Annotated in this window: 20 protein-coding genes; 15 read left to right on the plus strand and 5 right to left on the minus strand. The window is 66.2% G+C overall.

The window, feature by feature from the left end; all coding sequences use genetic code 11:
- Nucleotides 1–6: 6 nt before the first annotated feature.
- Genes AC0KS4_RS02155 through AC0KS4_RS02170 form a run of 4 tightly spaced genes read left to right on the plus strand, consistent with a single transcriptional unit; the run spans nucleotide 7 to nucleotide 2,475 of the window.
- Nucleotides 7–792: a hypothetical protein gene (locus tag AC0KS4_RS02155; RefSeq protein ID WP_238958321.1), complete on the plus strand. Its 786-nt coding sequence runs from the start codon at nucleotides 7–9 to the stop codon at nucleotides 790–792.
- Nucleotides 789–1,604: a hypothetical protein gene (locus AC0KS4_RS02160; RefSeq protein ID WP_225327385.1), complete on the plus strand. Its 816-nt coding sequence runs from the start codon at nucleotides 789–791 to the stop codon at nucleotides 1,602–1,604. Before AC0KS4_RS02155 ends, AC0KS4_RS02160 begins: the two co-directional genes overlap by 4 nt.
- Entirely contained in the window at nucleotides 1,601–2,191 is a 591-nt protein-coding gene (locus tag AC0KS4_RS02165) for a cytochrome c oxidase subunit 3 (protein ID WP_225327384.1), read from the plus strand. Before AC0KS4_RS02160 ends, AC0KS4_RS02165 begins: the two co-directional genes overlap by 4 nt.
- Nucleotides 2,191–2,475 (plus strand): cytochrome C oxidase subunit IV family protein, encoded by a 285-nt coding sequence (locus AC0KS4_RS02170; protein ID WP_225327446.1) that lies wholly within the window; start codon nucleotides 2,191–2,193, stop codon nucleotides 2,473–2,475. Before AC0KS4_RS02165 ends, AC0KS4_RS02170 begins: the two co-directional genes overlap by 1 nt.
- On the opposite strand, the gene AC0KS4_RS02175 is transcribed toward AC0KS4_RS02170, so the two are convergent.
- Nucleotides 2,476–3,771, minus strand: a complete 1,296-nt coding sequence (locus tag AC0KS4_RS02175) for a cytochrome P450 (RefSeq protein ID WP_225327383.1) — start codon at nucleotides 3,769–3,771, stop codon at nucleotides 2,476–2,478.
- 194 nt (nucleotides 3,772–3,965) lie between these two features.
- On the opposite strand from AC0KS4_RS02175, the gene AC0KS4_RS02180 reads away from it, so the two are divergent.
- Entirely contained in the window at nucleotides 3,966–4,667 is a 702-nt protein-coding gene (locus AC0KS4_RS02180; RefSeq protein ID WP_238958320.1) for a TetR/AcrR family transcriptional regulator, read from the plus strand.
- Here the strand turns inward: AC0KS4_RS02180 and AC0KS4_RS02185 are convergent.
- Nucleotides 4,583–4,948, minus strand: a complete 366-nt coding sequence (locus tag AC0KS4_RS02185; protein WP_225327445.1) for a hypothetical protein — start codon at nucleotides 4,946–4,948, stop codon at nucleotides 4,583–4,585. The genes AC0KS4_RS02180 and AC0KS4_RS02185 overlap by 85 nt on opposite strands.
- A 71-nt stretch (nucleotides 4,949–5,019) precedes the next feature.
- Nucleotides 5,020–5,775, minus strand: coding sequence for an enoyl-CoA hydratase/isomerase family protein (locus AC0KS4_RS02190; RefSeq protein WP_225327381.1), 756 nt, complete (start codon nucleotides 5,773–5,775; stop codon nucleotides 5,020–5,022).
- Nucleotides 5,776–5,882: 107 nt separating this feature from the next.
- Between AC0KS4_RS02190 and AC0KS4_RS02195 the strand changes: the two genes are divergently transcribed.
- The 5 genes from AC0KS4_RS02195 to AC0KS4_RS02215 all read left to right on the plus strand — a co-directional run bounded on the left by AC0KS4_RS02195 (nucleotide 5,883) and on the right by AC0KS4_RS02215 (nucleotide 9,905).
- Nucleotides 5,883–6,302: a lipoprotein LpqH gene (locus AC0KS4_RS02195; protein ID WP_225327380.1), complete on the plus strand. Its 420-nt coding sequence runs from the start codon at nucleotides 5,883–5,885 to the stop codon at nucleotides 6,300–6,302.
- 89 nt (nucleotides 6,303–6,391) lie between these two features.
- Nucleotides 6,392–7,582, plus strand: coding sequence for an amidohydrolase family protein (locus AC0KS4_RS02200; RefSeq protein WP_225327379.1), 1,191 nt, complete (start codon nucleotides 6,392–6,394; stop codon nucleotides 7,580–7,582).
- Between the two features lie 52 nt (nucleotides 7,583–7,634).
- On the plus strand, nucleotides 7,635–9,086 hold the full coding sequence (locus tag AC0KS4_RS02205) for a FadD3 family acyl-CoA ligase (protein ID WP_238958319.1): 1,452 nt from the start codon (nucleotides 7,635–7,637) through the stop codon (nucleotides 9,084–9,086).
- The gene (locus AC0KS4_RS02210; protein ID WP_225327377.1) at nucleotides 9,083–9,709 is read left to right on the plus strand and encodes a fatty-acid--CoA ligase; all 627 of its coding nucleotides are present in this window, start codon (nucleotides 9,083–9,085) and stop codon (nucleotides 9,707–9,709) included. The genes AC0KS4_RS02205 and AC0KS4_RS02210 overlap by 4 nt, the downstream gene beginning before the upstream one ends.
- Before the next feature lie 10 nt (nucleotides 9,710–9,719).
- Nucleotides 9,720–9,905, plus strand: a complete 186-nt coding sequence (locus tag AC0KS4_RS02215) for a (2Fe-2S)-binding protein (protein ID WP_225327376.1) — start codon at nucleotides 9,720–9,722, stop codon at nucleotides 9,903–9,905.
- A 21-nt stretch (nucleotides 9,906–9,926) separates the two neighbouring features.
- Here AC0KS4_RS02215 and AC0KS4_RS02220 read toward each other — a convergent pair whose 3' ends face one another.
- Entirely contained in the window at nucleotides 9,927–11,642 is a 1,716-nt protein-coding gene (locus tag AC0KS4_RS02220; RefSeq protein WP_238958400.1) for an alpha-keto acid decarboxylase family protein, read from the minus strand.
- A gap of 35 nt (nucleotides 11,643–11,677) precedes the next feature.
- Between AC0KS4_RS02220 and AC0KS4_RS02225 the strand changes: the two genes are divergently transcribed.
- The 4 genes from AC0KS4_RS02225 to AC0KS4_RS02240 are packed head-to-tail and all read left to right on the plus strand — an operon-like array spanning nucleotide 11,678 to nucleotide 14,237.
- Nucleotides 11,678–12,121, plus strand: a complete 444-nt coding sequence (locus AC0KS4_RS02225) for an SRPBCC family protein (protein WP_238958318.1) — start codon at nucleotides 11,678–11,680, stop codon at nucleotides 12,119–12,121.
- 5 nt (nucleotides 12,122–12,126) lie between these two features.
- The gene (locus AC0KS4_RS02230) at nucleotides 12,127–13,209 is read left to right on the plus strand and encodes a CaiB/BaiF CoA transferase family protein (RefSeq protein WP_238958317.1); all 1,083 of its coding nucleotides are present in this window, start codon (nucleotides 12,127–12,129) and stop codon (nucleotides 13,207–13,209) included.
- Nucleotides 13,210–13,267: 58 nt separating this feature from the next.
- Nucleotides 13,268–13,723: an SRPBCC family protein gene (locus tag AC0KS4_RS02235; protein WP_225327372.1), complete on the plus strand. Its 456-nt coding sequence runs from the start codon at nucleotides 13,268–13,270 to the stop codon at nucleotides 13,721–13,723.
- Between the two features lie 58 nt (nucleotides 13,724–13,781).
- Nucleotides 13,782–14,237, plus strand: coding sequence for an SRPBCC family protein (locus AC0KS4_RS02240; RefSeq protein ID WP_225327371.1), 456 nt, complete (start codon nucleotides 13,782–13,784; stop codon nucleotides 14,235–14,237).
- On the opposite strand, the gene AC0KS4_RS02245 is transcribed toward AC0KS4_RS02240, so the two are convergent.
- Entirely contained in the window at nucleotides 14,230–15,414 is a 1,185-nt protein-coding gene (locus AC0KS4_RS02245; RefSeq protein WP_225327370.1) for a pyridoxal phosphate-dependent aminotransferase, read from the minus strand. The genes AC0KS4_RS02240 and AC0KS4_RS02245 overlap by 8 nt on opposite strands.
- 274 nt (nucleotides 15,415–15,688) lie before the next feature.
- Between AC0KS4_RS02245 and AC0KS4_RS02250 the strand changes: the two genes are divergently transcribed.
- Complete coding sequence (locus AC0KS4_RS02250) at nucleotides 15,689–16,900, plus strand: acetyl-CoA C-acetyltransferase (protein WP_238958316.1); 1,212 nt, start codon at nucleotides 15,689–15,691, stop codon at nucleotides 16,898–16,900.

Raw genomic sequence — 16,900 nt, forward strand, 5'->3', positions numbered from 1 at the left:
GTACCGATGTCCGACGTCGGCGCAAACGATGCAAGCGGCGCCCAACAGGCGCGCACCGCGCCCCGGCGGACCGACGGCGAGCTGATCCTGCTCTGGACGCTGCCGGTGGCGCTGATCCTATGGATCGCCTCGTTCTTCCTGTTTCCGGGCTTCAATCCGCCGATGTCACCCTCCATGCCGGCGGATGCGGTCGCCGCGTTCTACCGCGATCCGGCCCACGTCCCGCAGATTCGCTACAGCATGATCCTGTTCAACTGGTTCGGGGTCTGCCTCGTCCCGATTCTGGCGCTGATCGTCCTGCAAATCCGCCGCATGGCGCATCGGACGCCGATCTTCTCGTATGCGATGTTGGGTTGCGTGGCCGGCGGTCCGACACTGTTTCTCGTCGCCAACGTCTGCTGGTTGCTGGCCGCCTTTCGACCGGAACGCAGCCCGGCGCTGACCCAGCTGCTCAATGATCTGGGCTGGATCACCTTCACCATCCTGGTCCCGTTCCTGATCGGGCAAAGCGTAATCCTCGCCCTGGCAATCTATTTCGACGATCAGCCGCGTCCGGTATTCCGCCGCTGGGTGGCTTACTTCAACCTGGCGGTGGCGGCCGCGCTGGTTCCCGCCGCCTTCGTCGGCGTGTCGTTGACCGGCCCACTGGCCTGGGACGGGTTCTTGTCCTTCTGGGTCAAAAACGTGGCGATCGCGGTCTGGATCGTCGTGATGGGCGTGGTGCTGGGGCAAGCCGTCTACCGGGAGCGCGCCGAAAACGCCGGGCGCGCAGAGGAACTGGTCGACGCATGAGCGCGGTGATCACACCGCCCGCCTTCCCGGTCACGCCGCCTGCCGGACCGCTGCGCCAGCGACTCGCCTGGCATCTACGGCACAACCCCAAGCGCGAACTCTGGTTGGCGTGGTGGACGCTCGTCGTGTTCTACAACATCTTCTTCCCGATGTTCTTCATCGTGGCGCAAGTCCAGCCCCCGCCGCAGCCCACCTGGGACCTTGCGACGCAGGCCCACTGGTTCTCCGAACGCCACCTCGGCATACCGTTTGGCTTCGGCGTCATCTTCGCCATCAGCGGCATGATCGCGATCAACAACGCCCTGATCGCGTATTCGATGCGGCGCATGTCCGTCAGCCCCGCGTTCGGGTACAGCTATCTGATCATCTACTCGCTCAGCGCCGTACCCGGCATGCTGCTGCTCAACATCGCGCTGATCGTCGGGACGCTGCGACCCGAGCGAGACCCCGAAGCTCTCGGATGGCTCTACGACTTCGCCTTCCTGTCTTTCGACGGGACCATGGGGGTGTTCCTCATCGGGTCGCTGATCTGGATGGTCGCCATCCTGCTCGACAAGAATCGCGTGTTCCCCAAATGGTTCGGCTATCTCAACCTGTGCAACGCGCTGACCGAGGTGGTCGTGGCGCCGTGCTGGATCTTTCGGCGGGGCGTCTTGGCCTGGAACGGCCAGATCGCCTGGTGGCTGGACATGGTGGTGTTCGGCATCTACCAGGTCACGTTCATCGTCATGCTGTTCCAGATGATCCGGCGCGAAGACTTCGGCACCGGGCCGCTGCCCGACCGCGCCCGCAAAGAGGTGGCCACCCGATGACGGACCTCGCCGATCGGAACCGACGCGCCGTACCGGGGCAGCCGGACATGTGGGCGTTCGTGTTGTTCGAAACGCTGGTCTTCACCGCGTATTTCGGGTTCTACCTGTTCTACCGTGCCCACAATCCCGAGCTGTTCTTGCACTCCCAGGCGCAGCTGGATTTGCGGATCGGGGTCTTCAACACCCTCGTCTTGCTGCTGAGCTCCTGGTCGGTGGCGCGCTGCGTTCAGTCGGCGCGCGCCGGCGCCTACCGGGCGGCGCTCAAAGACGTCTACATCACCGCCGCATTCGCCGCGGTCTTCCTCTTCTTCAAGGTGTTCGAATGGGCACGTCTGGTCGGCATCGGACACGGGTTCGACAGCGACGACTTCTTCACCTACTATTTCTTCCTCACCGGTATCCACTTCGTGCACCTGCTGATCGGCTTCGTCGCGCTCGGCGTCATCGTCTACCAAATCCGCAGAGCGGCGCGAAAAGCGCGGGGCGCCAACGACGCCCAGCAACTTGTCGAAACCTGCGCGACCTATTGGCACACCGTTGATTTCCTATGGGTGCTCATCTTTGCGCTGCTGTACGTGGTGAGGTGATCGGAATCAAGTTCAACAAGCGGTTGATGATCGTCTGGCTCGTCCTCTCGGCGCTCACGCTGGCCTACCTCTGGATAGATCATTCCGCCGGCGCACTGCTGAAGTCCAGCGCGGTGGTGACGTCGAGCGTCATCGTGATCGCACTCATCAAGGTGCGCATCATTTTTCGCGAGTTCATGGAGGTGCGAAGCGCTCCGGTCCTACTGTGCCGACTCACCGATGCGTGGGTGGCGCTGATCGGCGCCGTCTTGCTCGGCTGCTACTTCGTCGGCATGCAGGTCTGACTAAGCCACGGGTGCGACCGCATCGGCGGTCGTGAACGTCAGGTGCAGCTCGCTCAAACCCCGCAAGATATACGTCGGCTCGTAGCTGTAACGGCGCTCGGCGCTCGGTCCGTGATGGGCCGCGTCAATCTCGATGTGCGACATCCGATCCAGGAGGCGCTCGATCGAGACACGGCCCTCGACGCGGGCGAGCGGACCGCCCGGGCACGAGTGCACGCCGCGGGCGAACGCCATGTGCTCGCGCACATTCTTCCGGTTGATGTCGAACTCGTGCGGGTTGTCGAACCGGCGCGGGTCGCGATTGGCGGCGCCGGGCAAAATCATCACCACGGTGCCGGCGGGGATGTCGACGCCGCCGATGCTCGTGGCCTTACGGGCAAGGCGGGAATCGCTTTTCACCGGGCTCTCCATCCGCAGCGATTCCTCGATGAAAGCGGGGATCAGGCTGCGGTCCTCGCGCACCTGCCGCTGGATGTCGGGCCGGTCGCCGAGCACCTGCAGGGCGGCGCTGAGCAACTTGGCGGTGGTTTCCTGCCCGGCGGCGAAGAGGAACGTCGCCGAGCGAACCACGTCGATCACCTCGGGCGTCGACCCGTCCGGGTACTTCGCCTCCGCCAAGAAGGTCAGCACGTCGCCGCGTGGCTCACGTCGCCGCTCCTCGATGTAGTGACAGAACTTGTCGTCGAGCCATTCCAGCGGGTTGATGCCGACCGTCTCGTGATCCAGGGCGCCCACCCGCGCGCCGGGACGATCGGCACCCAGCACGGTGCGGAACTGCGTGTGGTCTTCCTCCGGGACGCCGAGCAGGTCGGCGATCACCAAGGTGGCGAACGGCTTTGAGTATTCGGCGATGAACTCGCACTCACCGTTGTGCAGGAACTCGTCGAGCTGGCGATCGGCGAGTCGCCACATGAACTCCTCGTTCTGCTTGAGCCGGCTCGGGGTCAGCAGCTTGGCCAGGACCGACCGGGCCTTGGTGTGGTCCGGCGGATCCATGGTGACCATGTGCTCGAACATCGGGAACGAACTGCGGTGCTCGTCGATCTGTGCGCTGATGTCCTCGCCTTCGGGGGTGAACGGCAGCGGAGGGAACGGCCCGCCGAGCGCGACGATGTTCGAGAAGGTGTCCGGGTCCTTGTAGACCTCGGTGGCTTCTTCGTAGCCGGTGATTGCGACGACGCCGTAGTGCGGCAGCCGCAGTACCGGGTTCTGGCTGCGCAGATAGTCGAAGTAAGGGTGCGGATCTGGGACCAGAGACGGATCGGTGAAGAAGTCGATCGACTCGAAGGTGCTCATCGGATTGCGTCTCCCTGGGCTGGGTTTACCGGTGGTATCGGCGGCAAGCGGTACCGCCGCGGTGATTTCGAAATCGGAAATGTGCTGAGCACCTGCTTAGCATGGCGGTAATGTCAGGGTCAAGATCGAGGGCGCCGCGCCACGATACGATCCGAGTGGTCGGCACGGGATGGCACACAGTACGGAGCAGGGACATGACATCTGCCCGCAGGATCGGGGCGCCGGACGCGAAAAATCGCGCGTTGCTGCTCGATGCCGCCGAGCAGCTGATGCTCGAAGAGGGCTATGCCGCGGTCACCTCGCGTCGCCTCGCGAACAAGGCGGGGCTGAAGCCTCAGCTCGTGCACTACTACTTCCGCACCATGGAGGAGTTGTTCCTCGAAGTCTTCCGCCGCCGCGCCGAGGAAGCGCTCGAAGTGCATGCGCGACTACTGCAATCGCCGCAGCCGCTGTGGGCGCTGTGGCGGTTCGGCACCGATCCCGCATTCACCCGGATTTCCATGGAATTCATGGCGCTGGCAAACCACCGAAAGGAGATGCGTACCGAAATTGCCTACTACGCTGCGCGCCTCCGCGAGGACCAGCGCCAGGCGGTGACGGCCGCGCTGGAGCGCTATGGGCAAGTCCGAGAAGACATACCACCCGTGGTCTGGACGCTCTTGATGAGCAGCCTGTCATGGTTCCTGGTGCTCGAGCAGGCGGTGGGCATTGACGGTGGCCACGCCGAAACCGTGGAGCTGGTCGAAAGTTATCTGCGTCGCTTGGAGGGCGAGCCGCGACCCATCGAAGGTATCCCGCAGACCTGGATGGTTCACCAATTCCGCAGCGAGCAGAGCACGCCTTTGGGGCCGTCCTTGGATACGACGACAGCTCCGTCTACCGCCAAGTCGCAGTGAAGGTTTGGCGCCCCGGGCTCGGTACCCGTGCTCGCCACGACCATCGCATACACGTCGGGTTTTGACAGGTCCAGCTCGTAACTCCACGGCTTGCCCGGTGCGAGGTCGATGTCGACGTGCGGCGTGAACGCGTAGGGGTTGTGGCTGTAGTCGGCGAAAATGGCCGGCTCATGATCCAGGTAATAAATGCTGGTGTAGATCGGATTCTGCGCGGACACCGTGTACTTGACGTGATGCATGACGGCCTCGTCGGCATGCGCCTGGCCACTTCCCGCCAGCACGCCGGCCGCCACCAACAGGGAAGCCGACGACACGACGGACCCGACGCCCATCGCCGTCCTCAGATTGATGGTCATGACGCTCCTCCGGCCGCCGGGCGAGGTTTGCTGTTGCGGGTCATGACCCGTTCCGCGGCCTGCCAGTGCGGGTCGGCAACCCATAGCCGTGCAAAGGATGCTATCGCCTCCTCAGGGGAAACTCCGCGGATTACGCGCTTTATCTCAGTCGCCGGGAGGCGGGCGAGCGACCGTGCCACAGCACGCCACCCTTCGTCGGGTGAGTCGAAGACGGCGCGCGGTAACACGCGGTCCACCAGGCCGATTTGCTCCGCGTCCGCCGCGCTCAGCGTGATTCCCGAGCCGGCCAGCAGCAGCGCCTTGCTCTTTCCGACCAGCGCGGCCAACCGCTCGGCACCGCCCCAGGCCGGCATGATCTCGAGCTGCACCTGGTTGAAGGCGATCTTGATGTCGTCGGCGGCCACGCGGATGTCGGCGGCGACGGCGACTTCGGCGCCCCCGCCGAACGCATGACCGTTGAGCGCGGCGACGACGGGAGCGGGGAAGTCCGCCAGCTGATCGCAGATCGACCGCATGCGCCGGGCCATCGCTGCGGCATCGGCTTCGGTCCGCAGCGCGCTCAGTTCCTTGAGGTCACCACCGGAGACGAAAGCGTGCTCTCCGGCGCCCTTGATCACCAGCGCCTGGGCGCCCGCCGCCGCGTCGATCGCCTTCTCCAGCTGGTCCATGGTGTCCAGGCCGATCGCGTTGCGGGCGTGCGGGCGGTCGATGGTGACCACCGCCAGCCCGTCGTCGATCTCCAGGTCCACCATGCGTCATCGCTCCTCGACAGCAACCCGATATTGGCATTCTCTTTTCGCGAGAATAACATCATCGCTGCAGGCAAAAGAATTTTCGCCTGCGGGATGGAGGTGGCTTGGTGCGGAACCGAACAGTGGCCGCCGCTGCGGCCCTTGCCGTCGCCTTGCTGGGGGCATGCACGTCGCATCCACCGACCCAGATCGCCAGCACGGCATCAGTCACCGTGAACGGGACCGATCGAAACTTCCACATCGTGAAGTGCGGTCAGGTGCAGTGGACTCGGATGATCGACATCGGCAGCGAATTCACCGGCGCCAAGGTCGTCGTCGACGAGAGCGCGCAACCGGCGACGGCCCAGTCTGTGCGCATCCGGAACGTGGGCGGGTTCAGCGGGATGTACTCCCAGGGTGGCGACGGCAACGCCGACATGAGCATGACGGGCGACAAATTCACCGTCACCGGCACCGCCAACGGCTACAAGACCGACAAACCCAGTGAACCGGCCACCGCCACGTTCAAAATCGTCGTGACGTGCTGACACCGCGCCGAAGCGGGCTCGGCGAGGCCCACGTTGCGGTTGGGCGCCTGTAGAGAATAGTATTCTCACAAATCAAGAAGGAGGATTCCATGGGCCAGTTGTCCCACAAGGTGGACGTTCCGTTCCCGATCTTTGACGCGGATAACCACCTCTACGAGCCGCCGGAGGCGCTGACCAAGTTCCTGCCCAAGGAGTACAAGGACTACGTCCAGTACGTGCAGATCAACGGTCGCACCAAGATCGCCATCCGCGGCCAGATCAGCAACTACATTCCCAATCCGACCTTCGAGGTCGTCGCCCGGCCGGGCGCCTGGGAGGAGTACTTCAAGTACGGCAACCCGGACGGCAAGAGCAAGCGCGAGCTGTTCGGTGAGCCGATGCGCGCGATCCCGGCGTTCTTCGAGCCCGGCCCGCGCCTGGAGACGATGAACGAGCTGGGCCTGGACAAGACCCTGATGTTCCCGACGTTGGCCAGCCTCCTGGAGGAGCGCCTGCGTGACGACCCGCTCGCCATCCACGTCCTGGTCCACGCGCTGAACGAGTGGCTGGACGAGGTCTGGGGCTTCAACTACCAGAACCGCATCTTCACCACGCCGGTCATCACCTTGCCGATCGTCGAGAAGGCGATCGAGGAGCTGGAGTGGGCGGTCAAGCGTGGTGCCCGCGCCATCCTGGTCCGCCCGGCGCCGGTCCCCGGCTTCCGCGGCCCGCGGTCGTTCGCGGTGCCCGAGTTCGACCCGTTCTGGGAGCGGGTCGTCGAGCACGACGTGCTGGTCGGCATGCACTCCAGCGACAGCGGCTACTCCCGGTACACCTCGGAGTGGGACGGCGCCGACCAGGAGATGCTGCCGTTCCAGACCAACGCGATGGGCATCCTCAACGAGTGGCGGCCGATCCAGGACTCGGTGGGCTCGTGGGTGATTCACGGCGCGCTCTACCGGCATCCCAAGCTGAAGGTCGCGATCGTCGAGGCCGGTTCGAAGTGGATGACCCCGTTGCTGGACGGCCTGGCAGAGGTCTTCCGCAAGGCCCCGGAGGCGTTCCCGAGCGACCCGGTCGAGATGGTCAAGAGTCGGATTCACGTCAGCCCGTTCTTCGAGGACGGCATCGACGACCTGGTCAACCTGGTCGGTGTGGATCAGGTGCTCTACGGATCGGACTGGCCGCACCCGGAGGGTTTGGCGGAGCCGACGTACTACATCGAGGCGCTGTCGCACCTGTCCGTCGATGACCAGGCAAAGATCATGGGCGGCAACCTCGGTCGACTCGTCACGGTGTGACCCGCGCTGCGACGATCAAGGGCGCGAAGCGCCCGATGAGGAACAGCGCGAGATGACCGAGGCCGTTGAATGGCGGACCATCCCCGAGATGGTCTTGAGCGCGGCGGACCGCTTCGGCGACGCGGAAGCAGTCGTCGACGGTCCGCTGCGCCTCACCTTCACCGAAGTTGTCGAGCGGATACGCTGTGCCGCAGGCTCTTTCGCGGAACTCGGCATCGAAAAGGGTGACCGCGTCGCGATCTGGGCGCCCAACTCGGCCGAGTGGATCATCGCGGCGTTCGGGTTGCTGACGGCCGGCGGCGTGCTCGTCCCGGTCAACACGCGGTTCAAGACCGAGGAAGCCGGCGACATCATCGTCCGCGGCAAGGTGAAGGCCGTCCTGGTCCAAAAGGGCTTTCTGGACCAGGATTACACCCTGTCTTCGAAGCCCTCCGGGCTTCCACCGGTCATCGATCTGAAGTCCGACTTTTTGTCCAGCGGTTCGCCCTTCGAGGGGCCGGTGCGCGGCACCGACATCTCCGACATCATCTTCACCTCGGGCACGACCGGCCGCCCCAAGGGGGCGATGCTCAATCACGGCCAAACGCTGCGGATGTACGAGGAGTGGGCGACGCTCGCGGACCTGCGTGAGGGCGATCGCTACCTGCAGATCAACCCGTACTTTCACACGTTCGGTCTGAAGGCGGGGTTGGTGACGTCCTTCCTGCGCGGCGCGACGATGCTGCCGGTCGCGGTCTTCGACATCGACACCGTGGTGGATCTCATTGAGCGCGAACGCATCACGATGCTTCCCGGCCCGCCGACGCTGTACCACTCGTTACTGAGTGTCGGTGACAAGTCCAAGCTGTCGACGCTGCGGGCCGCGGTGACCGGCGCCGCCGACATCCCGGTCGAACTGGTCCGTCGCATCCACGGCGAACTGCCGTTCGAGACGTTGATGACCGGCTACGGCCTCACCGAGGCCGGCAACGTGACGCTGTCGCGGCCCGGGGATTCCTTCGAGGACGTCGCCACCACCGCGGGGCTGCCCTGCGACGGAGTCGAGGTGCGCATCGCCGACGACGGCGAGGTGGTGGTTCGCGGCTACGGCGTCATGCAGGGCTACCTCGACGACCCCGACGCGACGGCCCAGGCGATCGATGCCGAGGGCTGGCTGCACACCGGAGATTTGGGAAGTTTCGACGACGCCGGCCGGCTGCGCATCGTCGGCCGCAAGAAGGACATGTTCATCGTCGGGGGCTTCAACGCCTATCCCGCCGAGATCGAGGGCTTCCTGCTCAACCACCCCGCCGTCGCGCAGGCGGCCGTCATCGGTATCCCCGACGAACGGATGGGCCAGGTGGGCAAGGCGTTCGTGGTCCGCAAGGGCGAGGTCGGCGCCGACGAATTGATCGGCTGGTGCCGCGACCGCATGGCCGGGTTCAAGGTGCCGCGCGCGGTACAGTTCCTTGATTCACTCCCACTCAACGCGACGGGGAAAGTGATGAAGGACCAACTTCGATGAATGACGGCGATATTCATTCGATGGTGATCGCGTCGGACTACCGTGTCCCGGATCCGTCGCGAGTATGGCCGTTGCTGGAACGCAACAAGGCGGCCCTGGCCGATATCGGCGCGCACCACGTGCTGGTCTACACCTCGACGCACGACTACGGCCGGGTCCTGGTGATGATCGGAGTCCACAGCCGCGAGCCGATCGTCGAGCTGCTGCGGTCCCGGGTGTTCTTCGATTGGTTCGACGAAGCCGGCGTGGACGACATCCCCGCGGTATTCGCCGGCGAGATCATCGACCGGTTCATCGCCCAGCCACCGCACACCCCGGCGGCCCCCGGGGTCGTGGTGGCCGCCATCGCGTCCGTCAACGATGTAGCCCTGCTGACCTCCGAAGTCAGTACGGCCATGGACAGATTCACCACGGCAGGCATCCGAAAGACCTGGGTATTTCAGGCTTTCGACGATGATCACGAGGTGCTGATCCTGCAGGAGTTCCCCGACGAGGAAAGCGCGCGGGAGTGGATCGACCACCCTGACGCCGCGGCGCAGTGGATGTCGGGAGCGGGCATCGGCGCCTATCCGCCGCTGTTCGTCGGGCGGTTCTCCGACATGATGCGCATCGAGGCGGACTGAGGGTCCGCCGGTGTTCGTGTGCCTGTGTAACGGGGTCACCAGCCAGACCGTGACCGAGGCCGTCGAGTGCGGGGCGTCGACCACCAACGAAGTCGCCCAGGCGTGCGGAGCGGGCACCGATTGCGGTCGCTGCCGGCGGACGGTGCAGGCCATCCTGCGATCGTCGGCGCCGGACCGGACGCCCAACTCGATCTGAGGCGGCCGGCGCGGCTGTATATCAGCGGCGCGGACTGCCGTCCGGTGACGTCGGCTGGACGAGTTCGACGAGCAGGCGAGGAATCTCGAGCCGCGGCAGCACCACCTCGACGAAAACCATGCGGTCTTTGTGTTCGGCGGCGGCGGTCAACGCCTCGTCGAGCTCCCCGTAGGTCTGGACCCGAAACGCCAGGTGATCGGTGACGCCCAGCGCGTGCGGAACGTCCGTCCACTTCCAACTGACGATGTCGTTGTACGGCGCCGTCTCGCCGTGGATGGCGCGCTCGACGGTGTAGCCGTCGTTGTTGACCACCACGATGACGGGGGAGAGCCCCTCGCGTGAGAACGTGCCGAGCTCCTGGACGGTCAGTTGCGCGGCGCCGTCCCCGATGAGCAACACCGTGCGGCGGTCCGGATGCGCCACGGCGGCCCCGAGGGCGGCCGGCAACGTGTAACCGATTGAGCCCCATAGCGGTTGACCGATGAAGGTGACCCCTTGCGGCAACCGGTGGTCGGCCATGCCGTAAAAGGAGGTGCCCTGATCGGCGAGCACCACGTTGCCCGGTGTGAGGGCCTGGCACAGCCGATCCCACACCATTTTTTGGGTCAGGGGTTGATCGCGCGGCGGGGGCGGCGGGAGCGGCTCGGCCGGCGGCGAGGCCACCGGGGGCGACGAGGCCCCGCGCCGGGCCAGGATGGTGGCCAACGCTTCCAGCGCGGCGCCCATTTCCAACGGCGCGAAGACTTCTCCGGCCACGCTGCTTTGGTACTGGCCGACGTCGATGGTCCGGGCCGGGTCGATCCGCTGGCTGAAGAAGCCGCTCACCATGTCGGTGAACACCACGCCGGCGGTGACCAACACGGGAGCCTCTTCGATCGCGGTGCGCACCGCCGGGGCGCTGGCCGAGCCCGCGTAGATCCCCAGGAAATTTGGTGAGCTCTCGTCGAGCAGGCTCTTCCCCCACATCAGCGTGGCATGCGGGACGACGTCCGCCGCCAGCAACGCCTCGAGTTCTTTGATCGCCTGCAGGCGGTGGACCAGCAGGTCGGCGAGGACGGTGAGCCGGTGGCCGCCGATGAGTTCGGTCGCGGCCTCGACGAACATCGCCAGCGCGCGAGGGCTGGTGCCGCCGCTGTAGCGGGGCAGCGGAGCCTCGGGCGGCTCGGTGGGGAACCGGGCCACGTCGGTGGACAGCAGGATGTATCCGGGGCGCTTCTGCTCGCGCACCTCGGACAGCACCCGGTCGATCTCGCGGCGTGCCGTTGCGGGCATGAGATTGGCTTGAGCGCAGGTGATTTCGCGGCTGACCCGGAAGAAGTGTTCGAAGTCGCCGTCGCCGAGCGAATGGTGCAGCGCCCGGCGGGTGCCCTGGGCGTCCTTGGACGGGCCGCCGACGATGTGGACGACGGGGACCTGCTCGGCGTAGCTGCCCGCGATCGCATTGGCCGCAGACAACTCACCGACGCCGAATGTCGTTACCAAGGCTGACATTCCGCGCAGCCGTCCATATCCGTCGGCGGCATAGCCGGCGTTGAGCTCGTTGGCGTTGCCGACCCACCGCAGGCGGGGGTGGGCGATGATGTGGTCGAGGAACTCCAGGTTGTAATCACCGGGAACGCCGAAGATCTCCGAGACGCCGAGTTCGGCGAGGCGGTCCAACAGGTAGTCACCGACGGTGTATGCGGGATCGGTCGCAGCATCAGTCACAGGCACGACGGTACGCTCGGCCGAATCCATTCCGGGCGCGACGCCGTGCCAGTATCGTGCGGGCCATGGCACTCAAAGAATCCCGCGACATCGTGATCGAAGCCAGTCCCGAGGAGATTCTGGACGTCATCGCCGATTTCGAATCGATGCCCGAATGGTCGGAACCGCACCAGAGCGCGGAGGTCCTCGAGACCGGCGACGACGGGCGCCCTCGGCAAGTCAAGATGAAGGTCAAGGTCGCCGGGATCACCGACGAACAGGTGGTCGCCTACACCTGGGCGGACGACGCGGTGAGCTGGACGCTGGTCAGCTCCTCGCAGCAGAAGGCGCAGGACGGGAAGTACACCCTGATACCGCAGGGCGACAAGACCCTGGTGAAGTTCGAGCTGCTCGCGGACCCGAATGTGCCGCTGCCCGGCTTCGTGCTGAAGCGCGCCGTGAAGGGGACGATCGACTCCGCCACCAAGGCCCTGCGTGAGCGCGTGCTCAAGGTCAAGAAGGGCAAGTAGTCACCGTGAGCGGCGGTGGCCCGCTGGCCGGGGTCCGAGTCATCGAACTCGGCGGCATCGGACCGGGGCCGCACGCGGGAATGATGCTCGCGGATCTGGGCGCCGACGTGGTGCGGGTGCGGCGGCCCTCGGGCGGTCTCGAAATGCCGGCCGAGAGCCGGGACCTGTTGCACCGCGGCAAGCGGATCGTCGACCTCGACGTCAAGTCGCAGCCTCAGGCACTGCTGAACCTCGCCGCCAAGGCCGACGTGCTGCTGGACTGCTTTCGGCCCGGCACGTGCGAAAGACTCGGCATCGGTCCCGACGATTGCGCCGCGGTCAACCCGCGGCTGATCTTCGCGCGGATCACCGGCTGGGGGCAGGACGGGCCGCTGGCGCACACGGCGGGTCACGACATCAACTACCTGTCGCAGACCGGCGCGCTCTCGGCGCTCGGCTACGCCGACCGGCCGCCGATCCCGCCGCTGAACCTGGTCGCCGACTTCGGCGGCGGCTCGATGCTGGTGCTGCTCGGCATCGCGGCCGCGCTCTACGAACGGGAACGTTCGGGCAAGGGTCAGGTCATCGACGCGGCGATGGTCGACGGGGTCAGCCTGCTGGCCCAGATGATGTGGACCATGAAGTCCACTGGCGCACTGCGGGACCGACGCGAATCCTTCCTGCTCGACGGCGGCGCCCCGTTCTACGGTTGCTACGAGACCGCCGACGGTGGCTACGTGGCCGTCGGGGCCATCGAGCCACAGTTCTTCGCGGCGTTGCTCGATGGGCTCGGCCTGTCACCCGAGGACGTGCCCGGCCAGCGCGACCGGGACTCCTACCCACAGATGCGCGACGTCTTCGCGAAACGGTTCGCGAGCCGGACCCGTGACGAATGGGCGCGGACGTTCGCCGGCACCGATGCGTGCGTCACCCCGGTGCTGACGTGGACCGAAGCCGCTGCCGACGACCACTTGCGGACGCGGTCCACCGTCATCACCGCCCACGGTGTCGACCAGGCCGCACCCGCCCCACGCTTTTCGCGAACACCGTCCGGACCCATTGAGCGACCGCCGGCGGCGACCACACCGCTTGACGAAATCAACTGGTAGACCGTCGATTACATCGAACCTATCCACGCCTGGGCCGGCGTTGCTAAATTTGATCTCAGTGGCCGTAAAAGCATCACGCGAATTTGTCGTCAACGCGCCGCCAGAAGTGGTCATGGAGGCGCTGACAGATGTCGGCGTCCTCTCGTCGTGGTCACCGCTGCACAAACACATCGAAGTGATCGACCGGTATCCCGACGGCCGGCCCCACCACGTCAAGACCACCATCAAGATTCTGGGCCTCGTCGACAAGGAGATCCTGGAATATCACTGGGGCCCCGACTGGGTCTGCTACGACGCCAAGGGAACCTCACAGCAGCACGGCCAACACGTCGAGTACAACGTCAAACCCGAAGGCGTCGGCCAGACCCGGGTGCGTTTCGACATCACCGTCGAACCGGGCCGGCCCATGCCCGCGTTCATCGTCCGGCGGGCAAGCGAAAGCGCCCTCGACGGGGCGGAAAAGGGATTGCGCGACATGGTGATGCGCGCCAACCGTTCAGCCGAGCCGGAATAGAGGGTGTCTGTGGTTTTAGGGCCTCACCGGTTGCGGCGCTGTTGTTAACTTATTAGTAGTGGCTGTACAAGCATCGTCGGAAATCGTGATCGATGCGCCTCCGGAGGTCATCATGGAGGCGCTCGCCGATATGGACGCGGTGCCGTCGTGGTCGTCGGTGCACAAGCGGGTCGAGGTCGTCGACAAGCACCCGGACGGGCGGCCGCACCATGTGAAGGTCACGATCGCGGTGACCGGCATCCACGACACGGAACTGCTCGAATACCACTGGGGGCCCGACTGGATGGTGTGGGACGCCCACAAGACCGCCCAGCAACACGGGCAGCACGGGGAGTACAACCTGAGCCGGGTGGGCGACGACAAGACCAGGGTGCGGTTCACCATCACCGTCGAACCGTGGGCCCCGCTGCCGGAGTTCTGGGTCGCGCGGGCCCGCAAGAAAATCCTTCATGCCGCGCTGGAGGGCTTGCGCAAGCGGGTGATGGGCCGCGAGGGCTTCGGCCCGGCTAGGTAGCGCCGTCCTTGAGCGCGGACAATCGCTTGATCGCCTCATCGAGCGTGTCGTCGCGTTTGCAGAAGGTGAAGCGCACCAAGTGATTCCACACGTCGGCCGGCCCGTGCACGGTGTCCGGATCGCAGAAGGCCGACATCGGGATCGCCGCGACCCCGACCTTTTCGGGTAGCGCCGCGCAGAACGCGGAGCTGTCGTCGTAGCCCAGCGGGCGCGGATCGGCGCACAAGAAGTACGTGCCGGCGCTGTCGTGCACCTCGAACCCGATGTCGGTCAGCCCGGCGGCCAGCCGATCGCGCCTGGCCTGCAACGTGGCGCGCAGGTCGTCCACCCACGCGCCCTCCCGCTCCAACGCCAAAGCCACGGCCGGCTGGAACGGCGCGCCGCCGACATAGCTCAGATACTGTTTGGCCGCGCGCATTCCGGCGATGAGTTGCGCTGGGCCGCAAGCCCATCCGATCTTCCAGCCGGTGCAGTTGAACATCTTGGCGGCGCTCGAGATGGTGATCGTCCGCTCGGCCATGCCGTCGAAACCGGCCAGCGGCACGTGCTGGCGGCCGTCAAACACCAGATGTTCGTACACCTCATCGGTGATCACCAACAGGTCGGCCGCGACGGCGATCTCGGCGATGGCGGCCAGCTCGGTCGCGCCGAGCACCGTGCCGGTCGGGTTGTGCGGTGAGTTGACGATCAGCGCGCGGGTCCTCGGCGTCACCGCGCGGCGCAGTGCGTCGGCGTCCAGGGCGAAACCGCGGCCGTGGGGGACCAGCGGCACGGCGACCCGCCGCGCGGAGGCCATCGCCACCACCGGCGAGTAGGAGTCGTAGAACGGCTCGATGAGCAGGACCTCCGAGCCGGGCTCGATCAGGCCGATCACCGCCGAGGCGATGGCCTCGGTCGCCCCGACCGTCACCAGCACCTCGGTGTCGGGGTCGTACTCGATGCCGTATTGGCGGCGACGCTGGGCGGCGATCGCGTGCCGCAGCGGCGCGATGCCGATCCCCGGCGGGTACTGGTTGACGCCGTGGGCGATGGCCTCCTGGGCGGCCTTCAGCATGGCCGGCGGCCCGTCCTCGTCGGGAAATCCCTGGCCGAGGTTCACCGCCCCGATCCGCGCGGCCAGGGCCGACATCTCGGCGAACACCGTGGTCGCGTACGGACGCAGTCGCGAGACCGTCATGGTGGTCGAGCTTAGGCGCGGCGACGATGCGCGCCGCGGTGCGGCGCGAGGAGGAGGCGGGCAATCGAGCTTAGGCCCGGCGGCGATGCGCGCCGCCCCGGGCGTGACTGCAGCGTCACGCTCGCCGCCGAACGTGACTGTCGCGTCACGCTCGAGGCCCTGACCTGCGCCGACCGGCTCAACCAACAGGTTGGCCGGGCCCTGCTGTTAGGGTGGTGCGGGACCTAGTCTTGAAGACGGGATTCGAACCCTATTCGCGAACAAGGAAGTCGTCATGTCCGAAGAAGCTTTCATTTATGAGGCCATCCGCACGCCGCGGGGCAAGCAGAAAAACGGCTCGCTCAACGAGGTGAAGCCGCTCAACCTGGTCGTGGGCCTGGTCGACGAGCTGCGCCGGCGTTACCCCGACCTGGACGAGAACCTGATCAGCGACATGATCCTGGGCGTCGTGTCCCCGGTCGGCGACCAGGGCGGCGACATCGCCCGCACCGCGGTGCTGGCCGCGGGCCTGCCGGAGACCACCGGGGGCGTCCAGCTCAACCGGTTCTGCGCCTCCGGCCTGGAAGCCGTCAACACCGCCGCGCAGAAGGTGCGTTCCGGCTGGGACGACCTGGTGCTGGCCGGCGGCGTCGAGTCGATGAGCCGCGTGCCGATGGGCTCCGACGGCGGCGCGTGGGCGACCGACCCCGAGACCAACTACCGGATCGGCTTCGTGCCGCAGGGCATCGGCGCCGACCTGATCGCCACCATCGAGGGCTTCTCCCGCGACGACGTCGACGCCTACGCGTTGCGCAGCCAACAGAAGGCCGCCGAGGCGTGGTCGGGCGGCTACTTCGCCAAGTCGATCGTGCCGGTGCGCGACCAGAACGGCCTGGTCGTGCTCGACCACGACGAGCACATGCGGCCCGAGACCACCATGGAGGGCCTGGCCAAGCTCAAGACGGCGTTCGACGGCGTCGGCGAGATGGGCGGCTTCGACGACGTCGCGCTGCAGAAGTACCACTGGGTCGAAAAGATCAACCACGTCCACACGGGCGGCAACAGCTCCGGCATCGTCGACGGCGCCGCGCTGGTGCTGGTCGGTTCGGAGGCCGCCGGCAAGTCGCAGGGGCTGACCCCGCGGGCGCGCATCGTCGCGACCGCGACCAGCGGCGCGGACCCGGTCATCATGCTGACCGGCCCGACGCCCGCCACGCAGAAGGTCCTCGACCGGGCCGGGCTGACCGTCGACGACATCGACCTTTTCGAGCTCAACGAGGCGTTCGCGTCGGTGGTGCTGAAGTTCCAGAAGGACCTCAACATTCCCGACGAGAAGCTCAACGTCAACGGCGGCGCCATCGCGATGGGCCACCCGCTGGGCGCCACGGGCGCCATGATCACCGGCACCATGGTCGACGAGCTCGAGCGCCGCAACGCGCGTCGCGCCCTGGTCACACTGTGCATCGGCGGCGGCATGGGTGTCGCCACCATCATCGAGAGGGTTTAA

It is taken from the genome of Mycobacterium sp. NTMscope_MAC_12 (assembly GCF_976985675.1).

Bases quoted from the DNA above. Each gene is read 5' to 3' on its own strand.
- AC0KS4_RS02155 (WP_238958321.1), top strand. From the start codon at position 7: ATGTCCGACGTCGGCGCAAACGATGCAAGCGGCGCCCAACAGGCGCGC.
- AC0KS4_RS02160 (WP_225327385.1), top strand. From the start codon at position 789: ATGAGCGCGGTGATCACACCGCCCGCCTTCCCGGTCACGCCGCCTGCC.
- AC0KS4_RS02165 (WP_225327384.1), top strand. From the start codon at position 1,601: ATGACGGACCTCGCCGATCGGAACCGACGCGCCGTACCGGGGCAGCCG.
- AC0KS4_RS02175 (WP_225327383.1), bottom strand. From the start codon at position 3,771: ATGAGCACCTTCGAGTCGATCGACTTCTTCACCGATCCGTCTCTGGTC.
- AC0KS4_RS02180 (WP_238958320.1), top strand. From the start codon at position 3,966: ATGACATCTGCCCGCAGGATCGGGGCGCCGGACGCGAAAAATCGCGCG.
- AC0KS4_RS02190 (WP_225327381.1), bottom strand. From the start codon at position 5,775: ATGGTGGACCTGGAGATCGACGACGGGCTGGCGGTGGTCACCATCGAC.
- AC0KS4_RS02200 (WP_225327379.1), top strand. From the start codon at position 6,392: ATGGGCCAGTTGTCCCACAAGGTGGACGTTCCGTTCCCGATCTTTGAC.
- AC0KS4_RS02205 (WP_238958319.1), top strand. From the start codon at position 7,635: ATGACCGAGGCCGTTGAATGGCGGACCATCCCCGAGATGGTCTTGAGC.
- AC0KS4_RS02210 (WP_225327377.1), top strand. From the start codon at position 9,083: ATGAATGACGGCGATATTCATTCGATGGTGATCGCGTCGGACTACCGT.
- AC0KS4_RS02220 (WP_238958400.1), bottom strand. From the start codon at position 11,642: ATGGATTCGGCCGAGCGTACCGTCGTGCCTGTGACTGATGCTGCGACC.
- AC0KS4_RS02225 (WP_238958318.1), top strand. From the start codon at position 11,678: ATGGCACTCAAAGAATCCCGCGACATCGTGATCGAAGCCAGTCCCGAG.
- AC0KS4_RS02245 (WP_225327370.1), bottom strand. From the start codon at position 15,414: ATGACGGTCTCGCGACTGCGTCCGTACGCGACCACGGTGTTCGCCGAG.
- AC0KS4_RS02250 (WP_238958316.1), top strand. From the start codon at position 15,689: ATGTCCGAAGAAGCTTTCATTTATGAGGCCATCCGCACGCCGCGGGGC.